This window comes from Streptococcus sp. 27098_8_74, from assembly GCF_041431705.1.
GTDB classification, from domain to species: domain Bacteria; phylum Bacillota; class Bacilli; order Lactobacillales; family Streptococcaceae; genus Streptococcus; species Streptococcus salivarius_E.
The window spans coordinates 25816-40321 of the sequence record NZ_JAPVYF010000011.1; the positions used below are offsets into that span (position 1 = coordinate 25816).

Here is a 14506-nt window from a genome sequence, read left to right on the forward strand (position 1 = left end):
TTTTACTATACTTTATCAGTCCATGGACTAGCTGTTTTAACAAGAACTTTGTTAAGTTCATCAATATTTTCGAATCCAGTAGTACGCAACCATTCACGTGCTGCTTTTTCACCTTCTTTGATGTAAGGTTCTACAGATCCTGCCCAAGTAGCACGTCCACAAAGCACACCATTAAACTTGGCACCTGAGTCGTGAGCAAATTGCAATGTTTCTTGGAACAATTTAGCAGATACACCTGCACTTAGGTAGATGTATGGAAGGTTAGTCGCTTCTTCTTGTGCTTTAAAGAAGTCAGCAGCTTCAGCTTTACTGTAAACCACTTCACCATCAGCAAAACCTTCGACATATTTAACGTTAACTGGTACTTCTACTTTAAGAACATCAATGTTAAAGCGTGGATCAGAGAAAACTTTCATCGCTTCAATGACTTTGCGAGGTTTCACTTTTGCATATTCAACAGAACCTGCATCTGAGATTTCTTCATCATATGCAAGGATTTCCAAGAAGAAAGGAATATCTTCAGCAACACATTCAGAACCAACACGTTCAATATAAGCTTGTTTTTGTTGGTTAAGTTCATCTGAGCTGTCTACATCATAGTAAAGCAAGAACTTAACGGCATCAGCGCCTTGCTCTTTGATACGTTTTGCAGACCAAACATCCAAGCAGTCAGGCAAACGTTTTGTACTTGATGTATCATAACCTGTTTTTTCATAGGCAAGAAGAAGACCAGCTTCTTTATCCAATGCTTTTGTTGCTGGAAGTCCGTATTCAGGATCAAGCAACATTGATGATGCATATTTTGTAAGTTCATCAGCAACCAAAACCTTCAGTTCTTCCATTTGAGCTACAGTTGGCTCTGCATCTTGATATTGTGCCATCAAACGTTTCAAAGCACCACGTTGGTCAAATGCCAAAGCTGAGATAATACCATTTTCGTCTGAAAGCTTTTCCAAATACTTGCGTTTCTGTTCTGTAAGTCCCATTTTTTAAATACCTCTTTTATACTTTTCTTACTAAGTTCTTTTACAAGATGAATATCTCTAGTTAATACGTAAAAATTTTCAACTAATTATTTTATCTGATTACGAGATTTATAGATCTATTATCTAGTCGTGATACTCACCACGGTCCCATTTTTCAAGGAATTCTGTAAAGAAATCTTCATCTGCTTGATGTGCATTATGAGTTTCAACGTGTTCGATTTTTGCAATCAATTTTTTATTTTCTTCTGTTGGCTTGTACTCTGCTTCAATGAAAGCTTCAATGATGTCATTCATAAGAAGACCACCAGTAATCATTCCACCGAAACCGATAACATTCGCATTTAACTCTTCTTTTGCATATATAGCTGATGTCATATCACGAACCAACGCTGAGCGAACACCTGGAACTTTATTGACTGCATTGTTAATGCCGACACCTGTACCACAGATACATACTCCCAAGTCTGCTTGACCACTTACTACTGCTTCACCGACTTTTTTACCATAGATAGGGTAGTGAGTGCGTACGTGGTCATATGTCCCGAAATCAAGAACCTCATGTCCTTTTGATTTCAAGAATTCTGATACTGCCATTTTTTCATCTGTGACAATGTGGTCACATCCAATTGCGATTCTCATTCCTTAACTCCTTTTCTTAACACATCTTGTTAAGCATATCTACTCGGATTTGATGACGTCCGCCATCATATTTACCATTGACGAAACCTTTAGCGATGTTTTTAGCAAGCTCATCACCGACGATTTCAGCGCCAACCGTAATCATTCGTGAATTGTTATGTCCACGTGTCATATAAGCTGAGCGTTCATCTGAAACTTCTGCTGCAACCATACCTTTAATTTTAGTTGCTACCATGAATGGGCCAGCTCCATAGGCATCAATGACAATACCCAAATTTTGCTCATCTTTGTTTACTACAGAAGCAACTGCCAAGGTAACATCAACGAAATCCTGTCCGTCCTCAGTCACATCAATTACCTCAAAACCTTCTTCAACAAGAAAGTGTTTGACAACATCTTTTAATCTCTTACCTTTGAGATCTGCACCAACAACAATAGCCATTTTGACTACCTCCTAAATTTTAGAAAGAAATGCTACATAAAAGTAGAAAATATTTTGCAAAAATGTTTGAAATAACGCTTTCATCATTTCTTTGACTCTATAATATCAAACAAAAAAAAAAAAAGCAACACTTTTATGTTTGTTTTTTTGTTTATTTTTGGTGTTTTTTTGAAAATTCTTCTTTCGTTAAGGGTTTTTGTTCTCTTATTGAGTATTTTCTGTGACTAAACTTCTTACAAGAAAAGTCATATGACATCTCTTCGCTCATCATTTTTCATATGTATTATCGAAGTTCTTATAAGCTTCTCCCTCTTAGAACCTTATTATTTATAGGAAGTCTTTTAAGATGGCTACGCTAACAGTCACAAACTTATCAACCATGTGTTTCAATTTAGAAAAGTTATATTGTGTTTGATAATGTTTGTTTTTCTTTGAAAAACTGACTAATTATGATACAATACAATAGTAGAAAGTTATAAGTTTAAGAAAATTATTCAATGAGAGAAGAAGCTTTATATGAACAAAAAACGACGATTAGAAAAAATTTTAGATATGTTAAGGATAGATGGAACGATAACCATCAAAGAAATCATAGATGAACTCGATATTTCTGACATGACCGCTCGAAGAGATCTTGATACTCTCGAAGCTGAAGGGTTTTTGACGCGTACTCATGGAGGGGCTCAGCTTGTTCCTTCTAAGAAACCGCTTGAAAAAACGCATACCGAGAAGAAAATCCTTAATACTAAAGAAAAAAGAGCCATCGCTACAAAGGCCAGCTCTTTAATTAAAGAAGGCGACACTATTTTCATCGGTCCTGGAAGTACGCTAGAGCATCTTGCCCAAGAATTGAAGGACAGGAACATCCGTATCATTACAAACAGTCTCCCTGTTTTCCTTATTTTAATCAATAGTGCCACTATTGATTTACTACTTATTGGTGGCGAATATAGAGAGGTAACAGGGGCCTTTGTTGGTTCGATGGCTTCAACCAACCTAAAGTCAATGAGATTTGCTAAAGCCTTTGTTAGTGCAAATGCTGTCACTAACAATTCTATTGCTACCTACAGTGATAAGGAGGGGGAGATTCAACAACTTGCACTAAACAATGCTATTGAAAAGTTCTTATTAGTTGATCATACCAAATTCCACCGATATGACTTCTTTAACTTTTACAATCTCGACCAGTTCGATACCCTTATTACTGATAACAAAATTAGCCCTCAACAATTCGAGGAATTTAGTCAGTACACTACAATTTTAAAAGCAGACTAGAATTATGATTTTTAAAAATATTGTTTTTGATCTTGATGATACTCTTTACGACCACCAACTTCCCTTTAAACGGAGCGTTGAGAAATGTTTCCCAACGATTAATATTGAACAAATAGATACTATTTACAAACGTTTTAGATATTGGTCTGATGTTGCTTTTCCTAAATACACGAAAAAACTCATCAGTATTGAGGAACTTAGAATTTTTCGCTGTCAGAAGACTATGGAAGAATTTGGCATCGATAGTATATCTAGGACAGAAGCTCTAGACTTCCAGGCTGACTATGAATATGAACTCGATCAGATTACAATGATTCCTGAGATACATCAACTACTGCTGGCTCTACATGAAAACCACATCCCAATCGGTATTCTAACTAATGGCCCTGTTGACTTACAGAGTCGAAAACTCCAACTTATTGGTGCCTATCAATATTTTGAAAAGAAAAAAATCATTATTAGTCAGACCACAGGGTATAGCAAACCTCAACAAGAAATCTTTGACTATACTGCCAAAAAGTTAAATTTCTTACCTTCAGAAAGCCTATACATTGGGGATACCTTTATCAACGATATCGAAGGAAGTTATAACGCTGGATGGCATCCTATCTGGTTCAACCATCGAAACAGACAGATAGCAAAAGAGAAAGAAGAAATGCCTTCTTATGAGGTCTTTAGTGCAAGTGAACTTCGAGATTTAGTTCTTGGTTTATTTGATATTAATCATGACTTCAAATAGATCTAAGATCATGAAATATCATGCTCCTTCACCGATAACGAGGATATGGAAGCCAATCACGGTCCTTCCCTTTACTTTGGGAGCCGACAAAGTCAGCTCTACTTCAACTTTTATGAAAAACGATACGAAATCGCCCGTATGGAAAATATCTCCTTGGAAGAATCCTTGGAGATTTTTGGTATCTGGAACCGCTACGAGCTACGCTTTTCAGACCAGAAAGCCCAAGGCGTTGTGGAGGAATACATCAACGGTGTGGACCTCGGAGAAATCGCAAGAGGCATCGTGAACAAGGAAATCCAAGTCTATGATGGTGTCACCCGTTTTGGAGCCTATAAGCCCGATGAAAAATGGCAAAGGCTCTTTGGAGGGGTCGAACCCTTAAAACTCTCAACCAGTCCACAACCCTACAGTATCGAACGAACCATTCGCTGGTTAACCTATCAAGTCGCAAACTCTCTCGCACTCGTTTCTGAAGCAGACAAAATCATGCAAACAGAATACATGAAGATGATTCAGAATAGCGGTGAAATAACTGATCGTGGGGAGGCTATCTTAAGACTCCTCAAAACCAACAAACACTATGAACACTAGAAAGGAAATCTCTTATGGAATACAAAGTCGAAATCAATTCACTAAACAACTTTAAAGCCTGGTCTGGTGGACTGAGCACCTTAAACACTGTCCGTGAACGTGGTGGGATAGATACCCTAACTACCATCTGTGAAGACCTCTTTTCTGGAAATACCCCTACCGAGCACTCCGCACTATCTTTTAGCCCAGGACAAGCTGGAGCAGATCCAACCTATAGCCACATCGCCTTTGTGGAACAAGTCAAATCAGATTGCTCCATTCTTATCTCTGAATCAAACGTCAAAGGCCTAGGAGTCGTTAGCTACCGCACTTTTGATGCAGAAACAGCAAAACAATTTACTTATGTTATGGGAAATAAAGATAGTTGAATAATGTTGAAATTTTGTAGCAATTTTAATGTTTTATATGATATAATAACTTCAAAACTTAAAATTAGTGAGAAATATTATGTCAAAGAAAAATTCGAAACCAAGTAATAAAAAAACTAAAATGAAATACATTTTAGGTACTGGAGCAATACTAGTTTCCACAACATTACTACCGAAAGTCTTGAAAAAAACTACAAATTATTTATATAAAAAACAATTAAAGATAAATAATCAGCAACATCATAGTGTCTCATGGGAAGATGAGTTGATAAAAAAAACTGATTACAAAAAGGATCAAAGCAATGCAGATTAATACAGATAATATTGCTCAACAATGCATTAATGCGATTAATGAGAAAATAAATAATTTAAAACAGCTTAACATAATAATCATTGGTAAATCTGGAGTAGGAAAAAGTACACTCATCAACAGTTTATTTAGAGGTAATTTTGCTGAAACTGGTCTAGGTAGACCTGTAACACAAGAAATCAGAAAAATTGTTAAAAATGACTATCCACTCACTATTTATGATACTCCGGGTTTCGAACTATCTTCTGACCAACAAGACAACGTAAAAAATGAAGTAATAAAATTAATAAGCGACGGTTACTCCTCTAATGATGTTAACAAAACAATCCACTGTATTTGGTACTGCATTAATGTCGGAGCAAATCGTACCTTTGATAGCTCTGAGGTAGAATGGCTAAAGGAATTCTCGGAAAAAAATAGAAATTCCAAAGTTCCAATAATTGTAGTATTAACACAATCTGTTCCAAGAAAAAAAGCTTTGGAAATGAAAAATCATGTAGAACAAGAAAATCTTGATATTTGTAAAGTTGTACCAATTCTTGCTCAGGACATGGATTTTGATGAAGAATATGTCGCAAAAGCCTTTGGGTTAGATACCTTAATAAATGTAATGTCTGAAGTATTACCTTCTGAACTTCAAGATACATTACAAAATATTCAAAAAGTATCTCTAGAAGCCAAAAAAAAGCACGCTAGAGCTGCTATTGCAACAGCGGTAGCAGCAAGCTTTGGAGAAGGTTTCACTCCTATCCCATTTGCTGATGCATTTTTACTAGTACCTACTCAGGTTGCTATGATTAGTGCGATTACTGTAATATTTGGACTAGAAATTAATAAAACAATCCTAACAGCTTTCGTTTCTTCCACTTTAGGATCTGGTGGTGCTACAATAATCGGTAAAACTATTGTCTCTAATATATTGAAATTTATACCAGGTGTTGGTACAGGTATTGGAAGTGTTATTTCTGGTACAACTGCTGGCCTAGTCACAACCGCTTTAGGTGAAGCATACTTAATTCTAATGGAACAAATATATAAAGGTGAAATAAATAAAAATGCTCTCAACTCTTCTGAGGGACAGAAACGAATGAATAAACTATTTAAAGAACAGTTATCAGCGCAAAATAATAAATAATGACCAAGGTAAAATTAAACCTTGGTTTTTTTAATTTTAAAAGGAGAACAATATATGTTAGTACAATTACCAGAAGAACAAACACAAGAAATTCAAAAAATGATTGCAACTCTTATCAAAGATGAGATTCATCATTTCAAAGAAGATATGGGATTAGATACTCCATTTCTGAACAAAAAACAAACGTGCCATTATCTTGGAGTTTCACATAATACCCTTGATATCTGGATTGCAATGGGACTACCCTATATTCGAATTGGAAAATCCATTCGTTTCAGCAAAGAAAGTATCAATCAGTGGATGACTCGACTAGAGATAAGCGCATAAGGAGGTAAAAATGGGCATTTCAAAAACAAAAAATGGATCCTATAGGCTAAGGGTATACATACCCGATGACGTTCAAGGAAAGTTAGGGATCGGTAAACGATTTGAAAAAAGATTCAAAACTCGTAGAGAAGCAAAGGAAGCAGAAATTAAGTTAGCTGTTGACATTGAAAATGCACGTTTAGGAAGATTTTCTACTTTATCTCAAAGAAAAGGAGACATCCTATTTAAAGATTTTTACAAAGACATTTGGCTAGAACCCTATAAAGCAGGACAAGCTACTGCTACTATTAAACCACCTACAGCAGTAACTGTCTTTCAAACAGAAAATCTCTTTCGTTTGCAAATTCTTCCAGTCCTAGGTAATTATTCTATTGATCATCTCAATGAAAATAAACAACTAGTTTTGTCACTTCTTACTCCACTATCGAATTCTTATGCCAACTTTAAATCCATTAGAGGGTACGTCAATTCTGTCTTGGACTGGGCAGAAGAGCTTGAATATATTCAAGTCAATAAGGTAAAAAAGACAATCAGTAGAATTAAAGCTAATAAAAAATTAGCCCTCAAAGAAAGTAAAAAGTTTGAAGACCTAGCATTAAATGAGGAAGAACTTAAACAATGGCTACAAGCATTTGATGACGATCTAAAAAATGATCGAATGGAATTAAAAGATTATGCTTTGTTCTATACGACATTCTTTTTATCAGATAGAAAATCAGAAACCTACGCTCTCCAATGGAAACATATCAATTTTGAAAAAAATGAAATTCTCATTGAACAAGCATTAGACAAATTCGGAAATGTTAAATCAACTAAAGGAAATAAAAAAACTCTATTTAAAGCACCTAAAGAACTAATGAATATCCTGACCGATTGGAAAATAGAACAAAAAAAGCAACTAAAGCTGTTTGGAATCAGACAGAATGAAAAGCAATTCGTTTTCACATACAATAATAGAACAAACGGTATTAACGTTCCACTTCATATTGATTATCTTAATCATCGAATGAATTCTATTCGAAGAAGACATCCGGAACTTCCTCCAGCATCTCCTCACAAATTAAGACACACCGGAGCAACTCTGGCAAGACAGGCTGGAACATCATTAAATGCTATTTCAGAAGCACTTACTCATAGTGACATCCAAATAACGAAGACTTATGTCAATACTACTGAAACAGTAAATCAAACAGCAGGAGAAATAGCCTTTAGAAGTCTCAAAAAGTAATAGGGTGAACTTGGGGTGAATTTTGGGGTGAACTTTAGTTTTTTGAACAAAAAAAGACATCCAAGAAATAATTCTTGAATGTCTGTAAACGTTGATATAATCGTGTTGATTAACGTTTTGAGTGCAGTGGTTGCCATCCAATCAAACATCGCTTCGCTTGTTTTCTTGGGGCAACTGTGCATAGCATATCTCTATGCGACTAAAGTCGCTAGAGCTATCCTAATTGCGCACCGCCAGTTCTCATAGAAAAAAACACCTTGCAAGATGCAAAGTGTTTTCGTTTGTATTCTGCTGTCCAGCAACGAATTAACGTTTAGAGAACTGGCTAGCTTTACGAGCCTTTTTCAAGCCTGTTTTCTAGTATTTTTATATCTATTGGCAGATTATCCGACTTATCCCCATCAACATCTGACTCTAACTCAACCTCTGAAGAAATCCTAATATTGCGTACTTTGATATATTCGATATTATTGTTACCTACTAGATCCCCTTTTTAATAAATCTGGGATAGCCGATAATTTAGAAATGATGGATGAATCCTTTAAAATCAAGATATTTCCATATTCATCTGTATTTTCATCAAATAGTTTTTTGTCTGCATAGTAATTGGATAGAAGAACTAAGACCTGAGTAGCTTCACCTTCATAATTGCCATTTTTGCTTTCAAAAGGTAATAATTGCTTGTTCATAGCTTGGCGAATCAGTTGCACCAGCCAAATTAATTGTCTTGACCGACGAATAAAGCGACTTCTTTCAAGGATTCGACCATAAGGAAACAGTTGGCAGATTCTATAAAAGTGTCGATGTGATTCGGCACGCTCATCAGACTCGCTACACAGAGCTGGTACATAATATCTGCTATAATTTTCTGGAAGATTTGGTCAAGCGGTCTTTTAGCCGTGTGACAGGCATACAGGAAAAACACTATTTATTTACTTTTTGCACGGGAGGCTTTAAGATGTTGCTGGACGCCTTTCTTGATAATCACTCAGAGTCGCCAGAGTGTCTGGGCTGGGATATGGCAAAGATATACCGCTGCCTGAAACTGTTCTTTGACGCTGATAAACGCGACATATCAATTAAAATGTCGCACTAAAATGATTGAAAAGTGATTGAAACTGTATTATAATGAACGTATATATTTAGAAAAGAGGTACTAACTATGGAAAACCTAGTAGTTTCAGTCTTTAACACTGAAAGCGAAGCTTATCAGTCCTTTGCGGATTTGAAGGCTTTCCGCCAAACTCAGACGACCAAGGTTGCTCAAATCGCCTTGGTCAAAAATGAAAACGGTCACATCGTTGAAAAAGAACGCTATGACTTTGAAGATTCAACGACGGATGCAACCCTAGAAGGTGGCTTGCTCGGTGCAGTTATCGGGCTTTTGGGTGGTCCTATCGGCGTCTTGTTTGGTTATGGTATTGGCAGCCTCTATGGTTTGGCTGCTGGTGATACCGTTGATACGGCAGAAGCTGGCTTGATTGACGTTGTGTCTCAAAAATTGATCGACGGCGAAACAGCCGTTGTCGCCTTGGTGCAAGAAAACAACGAAGCAGTCATCGATGCTTACTTCACCAAGTACGACACCCAAATCGTGCGTTGGGATGTAGCAACCGTCGTAGCCGAAATCGAAGCAGCTCTGCAAGTCCAAGAAGACCTCTACAACCAGGCACGTGCACAAATGAAGGCTGAACGTAAAGCCGAACGCAAGGCTAAACTTGAAGAATTCAAGGCAAATGTCAAAGCAAAATTTGACAAATTGAAAGCCTAACGTCTAAGCGTCTCATAAATTTAAATGTGACTGAGACGCCATTTAAAATTTATGTGCGTCGGATTCTCACAGTTAAATAATTGCGTTGACAAAGCCGTTACAGCCGTTCTTCCATTCTTTGAAAAGAATGTTTAATAGACAAGAAATCTGGACTAGTATTGGTCTGGATTTTTTTGTGAATATAGAGGTCATAGCTTTTTGACTATGCTTCGTTATAATTAGAAAAATTTTAAGTTTTATCAAGATGAAATCAGTCAGACGAAGACATCCCGAATTAGCACCAGCATCACCACACAAACTAAGACATACTGGTGCTACTCTTGCTAAACAAGCAGGTGTTTCTCTTGAAGCCTTCTCAGAAGCTCTTACTCATAGTGATAAAGAGATTACAAAAACTTACGTTAATATCAAAGATAAAGTCAATCAGACTGTAGGTGATATTGCTTTTCGTAGTTTAAAAAATTGATGGGGTGAATATGGGGTGAATTTTGGGGTGAACTTTGATTTTTTGAAACAAAAAAGACATCCAAGAAATAATTCTTGAATGTCTGTAAACGTTGATATAATCGTATTGATTAACGTTTTGAGAATTGTGATGCTTTACGAGCTTTCTTAAGACCTGGTTTCTTACGTTCAACCATACGTGCATCACGAGTAAGAAGTCCAGCGCGTTTCAATGAATCGCGGAAGTCTGGGTCTACTTGAAGAAGTGCACGAGCGATACCGTGACGGATCGCACCTGATTGACCAGCGTATCCACCACCTACAACGTTAACGTGTACGTCGTATGAACCTTCAGTTGAAGTAACTGCAAAAGGTTGGTTGATAACGAGACGAAGGTCTGCGTGTGGGATGTATTCTTCTACATCTTTTTTGTTAACTGTGATTTTACCAGTACCTGGAACCAAACGTACGCGTGCAACGGCGTTTTTACGGCGTCCTGTACCTGCATATTGTGCTTGTGCCATTATATTAGTGCTCCTTTCCTCTTAGAATTAGATAAGTCCTGAGATATCAAGTACTTCTGGTTGTTGTGCAGCGTGAGTGTGCTCACCGCCAACGAAGACTTTCAATTTCATACCTTGTGCGCGTCCAAGAGTGTTGTGTGGAAGCATACCTTTAACTGATTTTTCAATCAAACGAACAGCATTTTTAGAACGAAGTTCACCTGCTGAGATTTGTTTCAATCCACCTGGATACATTGAGTGAGTGTAGTAGATCTTATCAGTTGCTTTTTTACCAGTCAATTTAACTTTTTCAGCATTGATAACGATTACGAAGTCACCTGTATCAGTGTGTGGTGTGAAAGTTGGTTTGTTTTTTCCGCGAAGTACGCTAGCAACTACTGCAGAAAGACGTCCAAGTGGCACATCAGTTGCGTCAACGACATACCATTTACGTTCAACTTGGCCTGGTTTAGCCATAAATGTTGTTTTGTTCATGATTTCTCCTATATATAGTTCGATTTTTGTTTACGAGTGATGGGTGTTCCTTCCCATCGAAAAGTATTTGGAAGGTTCCGGGGCCTTTCAAATGGGGTAAACAATACCGTTTAACATAATATCAAAAAAACACATCCAAGGCAAGTCATTTGGAGATGTTTTTCTTTTATTTTTTGTATTTTTTTAGTCTATCATTTTATAAGGTGTAAGACTAGAATTCATGCCTAAATAACCTCTAAAGCGATACAAACTAATCCTCAGATTCCCAAAAAAGCTGGTCTAAAGTTTTGTCCAGAGTTTTGCAGATAGCAATACACAGATTTATAGTTGGGTTGTAATCACCTTTTTCAATAGCTGAAATGGTCTGACGCGAAACACCAATTGCATCTGCCAAGCCTTGTTGAGTGAGATCCTTTGCTACACGAGCTGACTTCATTTTTAAATTTTTCATTCAAAAATCCTATTCTTCGTCTTCTAGTTCTTCCAAACGGTTCTTCTTGATTCTGTTAATAATAACCCAGCAATCGCAAATAAGGGTCAAACCCAATGTCAAAAATGCCACACTACTCATAAGATTCTTTCCTATCTTAAACGACTGAAATAGACTTAAGAGGCCCATTAGCAATATAAAAATTCCCAAAAAACACATTACCCAGGAAATTATAAGCATCTTCTTCTCAAGTTTTTTGTCTAGCAACCATGGGTGCCCATTCCGTGATACGCTGTGCACTACGACTACGCACATAGAACCAAAGAAAGTGATGATTAATAGTGACTGCACTAATTCGACGGAGTGTGTCTTGCTAGCAACCATAATCGTTACAAATAGACCAAGCATGGCTACCCAATAACCTCTAGCAGAAGATTCTCCGCTGATCAACTGAGCACGTTCATCCATCGTACTAGCTACTTTTTTCTTTGACTTTTTCATTTTGTTTCCTCCATTTTCTAGATTCATTATAGCACTATTTTACGTTATGTCAAATATATCATTCATTTTGTATGAATTATCTTTTTATATTCTATTAATCTAGCATTTCAGAAAACAAAAAATCAGATAGGAAATCCTATCTGACACTTTTTCTATCTAGCTTCTTTACCAATCGTAAAGACAGCTAAGGTATCTGGTCCGACGTGGGTAGAGATGACTGGTCCAAGTGGCATAATGAGAACTTTCTCAATACCGTCAACTGCTAACAATTGTTCTTTTAGATTCTCCGCAGCTTCAATATCATTGGCATAAGCAACAATTGCTGTGCTATGTCCAATATCCTGGGTAGCTTGTAGGACCATTTCTTTAATGGCCTTTTTGCGTCCACGGATTTTGGCCAGAGGAACCAACTTGCCTGAAGCGTTCAACCAAAGAAGGAGTTTGATATTAATCAAACTACCAATAATGGCTGAGCTCTTAGAAAGGCGACCCCCACGCATGAGATGGTAGAGATCATCAACTAAGAAATAGGTCCGTAAACGTGGCAGAATGTCCTCAATCATGGCTTTCGTTTCAGATAAGCTCTTACCTTGGTCACGAGCTGCTGCCGCCAAAATAGAAAGATAACCTTCCCCACCTGCTGCCGCCAGAGTATCTACAATCTCAATGATAGCTTCTGGGTATTCATCCAAAATCATGTCACGCGCTATAACAGCACTTTGATAAGTACCTGAAAGCACTGATGAGAAGGCAATATAGAGAAGAGCATCACCATTTTTAGCATGACGACGAAAAACCTCTTCAAATTGACCAACATTCACCTGGCTTGTGGTTGGCTGACTGCCTTCTTGCATACGTTCTAAGAGACGGTCACTCGTTAAACGGTTAGGGCCAACGGTCTCATAGGCAATATCATCAAGCGTGATGGTCAAACCAACTAGCTCTACCTTATTCTCCTGAGCCCATTTTTCATCTAGATCTGCTGTGGAATCTGTCAAAATGTTAAATGTCATAAATCCCTCTATTCTATTTCATTTAAAAGGTCCTGTAATTTCCCTAATTGCGCATCGTCCCATGGACGTAGTTTTGGTGTCTTTAAGTCAATATGTGCCGACATCTTGTCTAGATCAGACTTAACGGTATTGACACGCTCTTCCAACTCACGCGCCGAAACACGTAAAGCTCCTTGTGAAAAGATAGCCCACTGTTCATTTAAGTCACTAGTTGCTACTTCAACTAGATTTTGAACAGTATTCATCTCAGCCGCTGCGCGCTCAATATAGCTATCTGCTGTCTCATCTTCCTCAGTAAAAATAACACTGATACGATATTGATCATAACGTTGACGACTCCCTGGAACAAACTGAGCATCAAACACACAGATAATATCAATATGTTCAAAGTTAGCATAATGATTGAGCTTACGAAGCAAGGTTTCACGAGCTTGATCAAGCTGATTGGTCTTAAAGAGTTGACGGGTTTCTTGCCAAAAAGCAATCATATTATAACCATCAACTAGAAGTATTCTTTTTTTCATAGTTACAATCGGTTTCGATAAACTTCATACATGAGAACTGCAGCTGCCACACTGGCATTAAGGCTCTGCACATGACCACTCATAGGAATAGTAATCATCTCATCCACTTGTTTCTTGATGTTAGCAGAGATTCCCTTACCTTCATTACCAATGATAAGGGCAACCTTTCCAGCTGTGTTCCATTTATGAGACGGCGTGCCATCCATATCCGTACCAAATACCCAGAAGCCTGCTTCTTTAAGTTTATCAAGAGTTTGGCTAAGATTGGTCACTCGGGCAATGGGAATATGTTCCACTGCCCCTGTTGATGTCTTGGCAACGACAGGTGTTACCCCCACAGCACGATGCTTAGGAATAATAACTCCTGTCACCTGAGTAGCATCAGCTGTACGTAGGATAGAACCAAAGTTATGAGGATCGTTGAGTCCATCTAAAATGAGGACTAGAGGATTCTCCTCTTGTTCAGCCTTATCCATAATAACTGAGAGCTCAGAATAAGCGAACTCTGACACACGAAGAACAAAACCTTGATGCACTGCTCCACCTGTCATATCAGACAAGGTTTTCTTAGGTGTCCAAGAGATGGAAACCTTCTTTTCAGCTGCCAAGGCCTTAATGGCATCAACATTTTTTCCTCGAAGATCATCTTGAATATAGAGTTTATTTCCAGTATTTGCTTCCAGACTCTCTGTTACGGCATGCACACCATAAACAATGTCTAGACTTAATTCTTTAGTTGTTTTCATAAGCTAATTCTATCATAAAAAAAGCCCTCTTACGAGGGC

18 protein-coding genes and 4 pseudogenes are annotated in these 14506 nt (G+C 37.5%); 10 read left to right on the forward strand and 12 right to left on the reverse strand.

Features of this window, described 5'->3' with window-relative positions; genetic code table 11:
- Positions 1-5 precede the first annotated feature (5 nt).
- The 3 genes from lacD to lacA all read right to left on the reverse strand — a co-directional run bounded on the left by lacD (position 6) and on the right by lacA (position 2067).
- Complete coding sequence (lacD, locus tag O3670_RS05610; RefSeq protein ID WP_048674083.1) at positions 6-986, reverse strand: tagatose-bisphosphate aldolase; 981 nt, start codon at positions 984-986, stop codon at positions 6-8.
- 123 nt (positions 987-1109) lie between these two features.
- Positions 1110-1625, reverse strand: a complete 516-nt coding sequence (gene lacB / locus O3670_RS05615; RefSeq protein ID WP_002889666.1) for a galactose-6-phosphate isomerase subunit LacB — start codon at positions 1623-1625, stop codon at positions 1110-1112.
- A gap of 16 nt (positions 1626-1641) precedes the next feature.
- Positions 1642-2067, reverse strand: a complete 426-nt coding sequence (gene lacA / locus O3670_RS05620) for a galactose-6-phosphate isomerase subunit LacA (RefSeq protein ID WP_201035983.1) — start codon at positions 2065-2067, stop codon at positions 1642-1644.
- Positions 2068-2583: 516 nt separating this feature from the next.
- On the opposite strand from lacA, the gene O3670_RS05625 reads away from it, so the two are divergent.
- From O3670_RS05625 to O3670_RS05660, 8 genes and pseudogenes are all read left to right on the forward strand, one after another.
- Complete coding sequence (locus O3670_RS05625; RefSeq protein ID WP_201042595.1) at positions 2584-3342, forward strand: DeoR/GlpR family DNA-binding transcription regulator; 759 nt, start codon at positions 2584-2586, stop codon at positions 3340-3342.
- Positions 3343-3346: 4 nt separating this feature from the next.
- Entirely contained in the window at positions 3347-4081 is a 735-nt protein-coding gene (locus O3670_RS05630) for an HAD family hydrolase (protein WP_371595893.1), read from the forward strand.
- Positions 4082-4105: 24 nt separating this feature from the next.
- Positions 4106-4672, forward strand: a pseudogene (locus O3670_RS05635) (replication initiation factor domain-containing protein); the annotation flags it as partial.
- Positions 4673-4821: 149 nt separating this feature from the next.
- Positions 4822-5040, forward strand: a pseudogene (locus O3670_RS05640) (CHAP domain-containing protein); the annotation flags it as partial.
- A gap of 79 nt (positions 5041-5119) precedes the next feature.
- Positions 5120-5353, forward strand: coding sequence for a hypothetical protein (locus O3670_RS05645; RefSeq protein WP_138261808.1), 234 nt, complete (start codon positions 5120-5122; stop codon positions 5351-5353).
- On the forward strand, positions 5343-6485 hold the full coding sequence (locus O3670_RS05650) for a YcjF family protein (protein WP_138261809.1): 1143 nt from the start codon (positions 5343-5345) through the stop codon (positions 6483-6485). The genes O3670_RS05645 and O3670_RS05650 overlap by 11 nt, the downstream gene beginning before the upstream one ends.
- A 54-nt stretch (positions 6486-6539) precedes the next feature.
- Positions 6540-6812, forward strand: a complete 273-nt coding sequence (locus O3670_RS05655; RefSeq protein ID WP_105026077.1) for a helix-turn-helix domain-containing protein — start codon at positions 6540-6542, stop codon at positions 6810-6812.
- A 10-nt stretch (positions 6813-6822) separates the two neighbouring features.
- A complete protein-coding gene (locus tag O3670_RS05660; RefSeq protein ID WP_037611323.1) occupies positions 6823-8040 on the forward strand; it encodes a tyrosine-type recombinase/integrase in 1218 nt (405 codons plus the stop codon).
- Between the two features lie 331 nt (positions 8041-8371).
- Here O3670_RS05660 and O3670_RS05665 read toward each other — a convergent pair.
- Together O3670_RS05665 and O3670_RS05670 are read right to left on the reverse strand one after the other, a co-directional pair.
- Positions 8372-8705, reverse strand: a pseudogene (locus tag O3670_RS05665) (diacylglycerol/lipid kinase family protein); the annotation flags it as partial.
- A gap of 3 nt (positions 8706-8708) precedes the next feature.
- Positions 8709-8852, reverse strand: a pseudogene (locus O3670_RS05670) (IS982 family transposase); the annotation flags it as partial.
- Positions 8853-9202: 350 nt separating this feature from the next.
- Here O3670_RS05670 and O3670_RS05675 point away from each other — a divergent pair.
- Positions 9203-9811: a DUF1269 domain-containing protein gene (locus O3670_RS05675; protein ID WP_002893760.1), complete on the forward strand. Its 609-nt coding sequence runs from the start codon at positions 9203-9205 to the stop codon at positions 9809-9811.
- 244 nt (positions 9812-10055) lie between these two features.
- Positions 10056-10277 (forward strand): tyrosine-type recombinase/integrase, encoded by a 222-nt coding sequence (locus O3670_RS05680; RefSeq protein ID WP_002893762.1) that lies wholly within the window; start codon positions 10056-10058, stop codon positions 10275-10277.
- 109 nt (positions 10278-10386) lie between these two features.
- Here O3670_RS05680 and rpsI read toward each other — a convergent pair whose 3' ends face one another.
- The 7 genes from rpsI to rlmB form a co-directional block, all read right to left on the reverse strand.
- A complete protein-coding gene (rpsI, locus tag O3670_RS05685) occupies positions 10387-10779 on the reverse strand; it encodes a 30S ribosomal protein S9 (protein WP_002888293.1) in 393 nt (130 codons plus the stop codon).
- A 27-nt stretch (positions 10780-10806) separates the two neighbouring features.
- Positions 10807-11253 carry a 50S ribosomal protein L13 gene (gene rplM, locus O3670_RS05690; protein ID WP_002886374.1) on the reverse strand — a complete coding sequence of 149 codons (447 nt, stop codon included), beginning with the start codon at positions 11251-11253 and terminating at the stop codon, positions 10807-10809.
- 250 nt (positions 11254-11503) lie between these two features.
- Positions 11504-11704: a helix-turn-helix transcriptional regulator gene (locus O3670_RS05695; RefSeq protein WP_002886373.1), complete on the reverse strand. Its 201-nt coding sequence runs from the start codon at positions 11702-11704 to the stop codon at positions 11504-11506.
- A 9-nt stretch (positions 11705-11713) separates the two neighbouring features.
- Complete coding sequence (locus O3670_RS05700; protein WP_371595894.1) at positions 11714-12184, reverse strand: hypothetical protein; 471 nt, start codon at positions 12182-12184, stop codon at positions 11714-11716.
- A gap of 152 nt (positions 12185-12336) precedes the next feature.
- A complete protein-coding gene (locus O3670_RS05705) occupies positions 12337-13197 on the reverse strand; it encodes a DegV family protein (protein WP_371595895.1) in 861 nt (286 codons plus the stop codon).
- 8 nt (positions 13198-13205) lie between these two features.
- Positions 13206-13721, reverse strand: a complete 516-nt coding sequence (locus tag O3670_RS05710) for an NYN domain-containing protein (RefSeq protein WP_002886370.1) — start codon at positions 13719-13721, stop codon at positions 13206-13208.
- A 2-nt stretch (positions 13722-13723) separates the two neighbouring features.
- Entirely contained in the window at positions 13724-14467 is a 744-nt protein-coding gene (gene rlmB / locus O3670_RS05715; RefSeq protein WP_004182149.1) for a 23S rRNA (guanosine(2251)-2'-O)-methyltransferase RlmB, read from the reverse strand.
- Between the last annotated feature and the right edge of the window lie 39 nt (positions 14468-14506).

Excerpts from the sequence above, each read along its gene's own strand:
- lacD (WP_048674083.1), bottom strand. The coding sequence starts at position 986 with ATGGGACTTACAGAACAGAAACGCAAGTATTTGGAAAAGCTTTCAGAC.
- lacB (WP_002889666.1), bottom strand. The coding sequence starts at position 1,625 with ATGAGAATCGCAATTGGATGTGACCACATTGTCACAGATGAAAAAATG.
- lacA (WP_201035983.1), bottom strand. The coding sequence starts at position 2,067 with ATGGCTATTGTTGTTGGTGCAGATCTCAAAGGTAAGAGATTAAAAGAT.
- O3670_RS05625 (WP_201042595.1), top strand. The coding sequence starts at position 2,584 with ATGAACAAAAAACGACGATTAGAAAAAATTTTAGATATGTTAAGGATA.
- O3670_RS05630 (WP_371595893.1), top strand. The coding sequence starts at position 3,347 with ATGATTTTTAAAAATATTGTTTTTGATCTTGATGATACTCTTTACGAC.
- O3670_RS05645 (WP_138261808.1), top strand. The coding sequence starts at position 5,120 with ATGTCAAAGAAAAATTCGAAACCAAGTAATAAAAAAACTAAAATGAAA.
- O3670_RS05650 (WP_138261809.1), top strand. The coding sequence starts at position 5,343 with ATGCAGATTAATACAGATAATATTGCTCAACAATGCATTAATGCGATT.
- O3670_RS05655 (WP_105026077.1), top strand. The coding sequence starts at position 6,540 with ATGTTAGTACAATTACCAGAAGAACAAACACAAGAAATTCAAAAAATG.
- O3670_RS05660 (WP_037611323.1), top strand. The coding sequence starts at position 6,823 with ATGGGCATTTCAAAAACAAAAAATGGATCCTATAGGCTAAGGGTATAC.
- O3670_RS05675 (WP_002893760.1), top strand. The coding sequence starts at position 9,203 with ATGGAAAACCTAGTAGTTTCAGTCTTTAACACTGAAAGCGAAGCTTAT.
- O3670_RS05680 (WP_002893762.1), top strand. The coding sequence starts at position 10,056 with ATGAAATCAGTCAGACGAAGACATCCCGAATTAGCACCAGCATCACCA.
- rpsI (WP_002888293.1), bottom strand. The coding sequence starts at position 10,779 with ATGGCACAAGCACAATATGCAGGTACAGGACGCCGTAAAAACGCCGTT.
- rplM (WP_002886374.1), bottom strand. The coding sequence starts at position 11,253 with ATGAACAAAACAACATTTATGGCTAAACCAGGCCAAGTTGAACGTAAA.
- O3670_RS05695 (WP_002886373.1), bottom strand. The coding sequence starts at position 11,704 with ATGAAAAATTTAAAAATGAAGTCAGCTCGTGTAGCAAAGGATCTCACT.
- O3670_RS05700 (WP_371595894.1), bottom strand. The coding sequence starts at position 12,184 with ATGAAAAAGTCAAAGAAAAAAGTAGCTAGTACGATGGATGAACGTGCT.
- O3670_RS05705 (WP_371595895.1), bottom strand. The coding sequence starts at position 13,197 with ATGACATTTAACATTTTGACAGATTCCACAGCAGATCTAGATGAAAAA.
- O3670_RS05710 (WP_002886370.1), bottom strand. The coding sequence starts at position 13,721 with ATGAAAAAAAGAATACTTCTAGTTGATGGTTATAATATGATTGCTTTT.
- rlmB (WP_004182149.1), bottom strand. The coding sequence starts at position 14,467 with ATGAAAACAACTAAAGAATTAAGTCTAGACATTGTTTATGGTGTGCAT.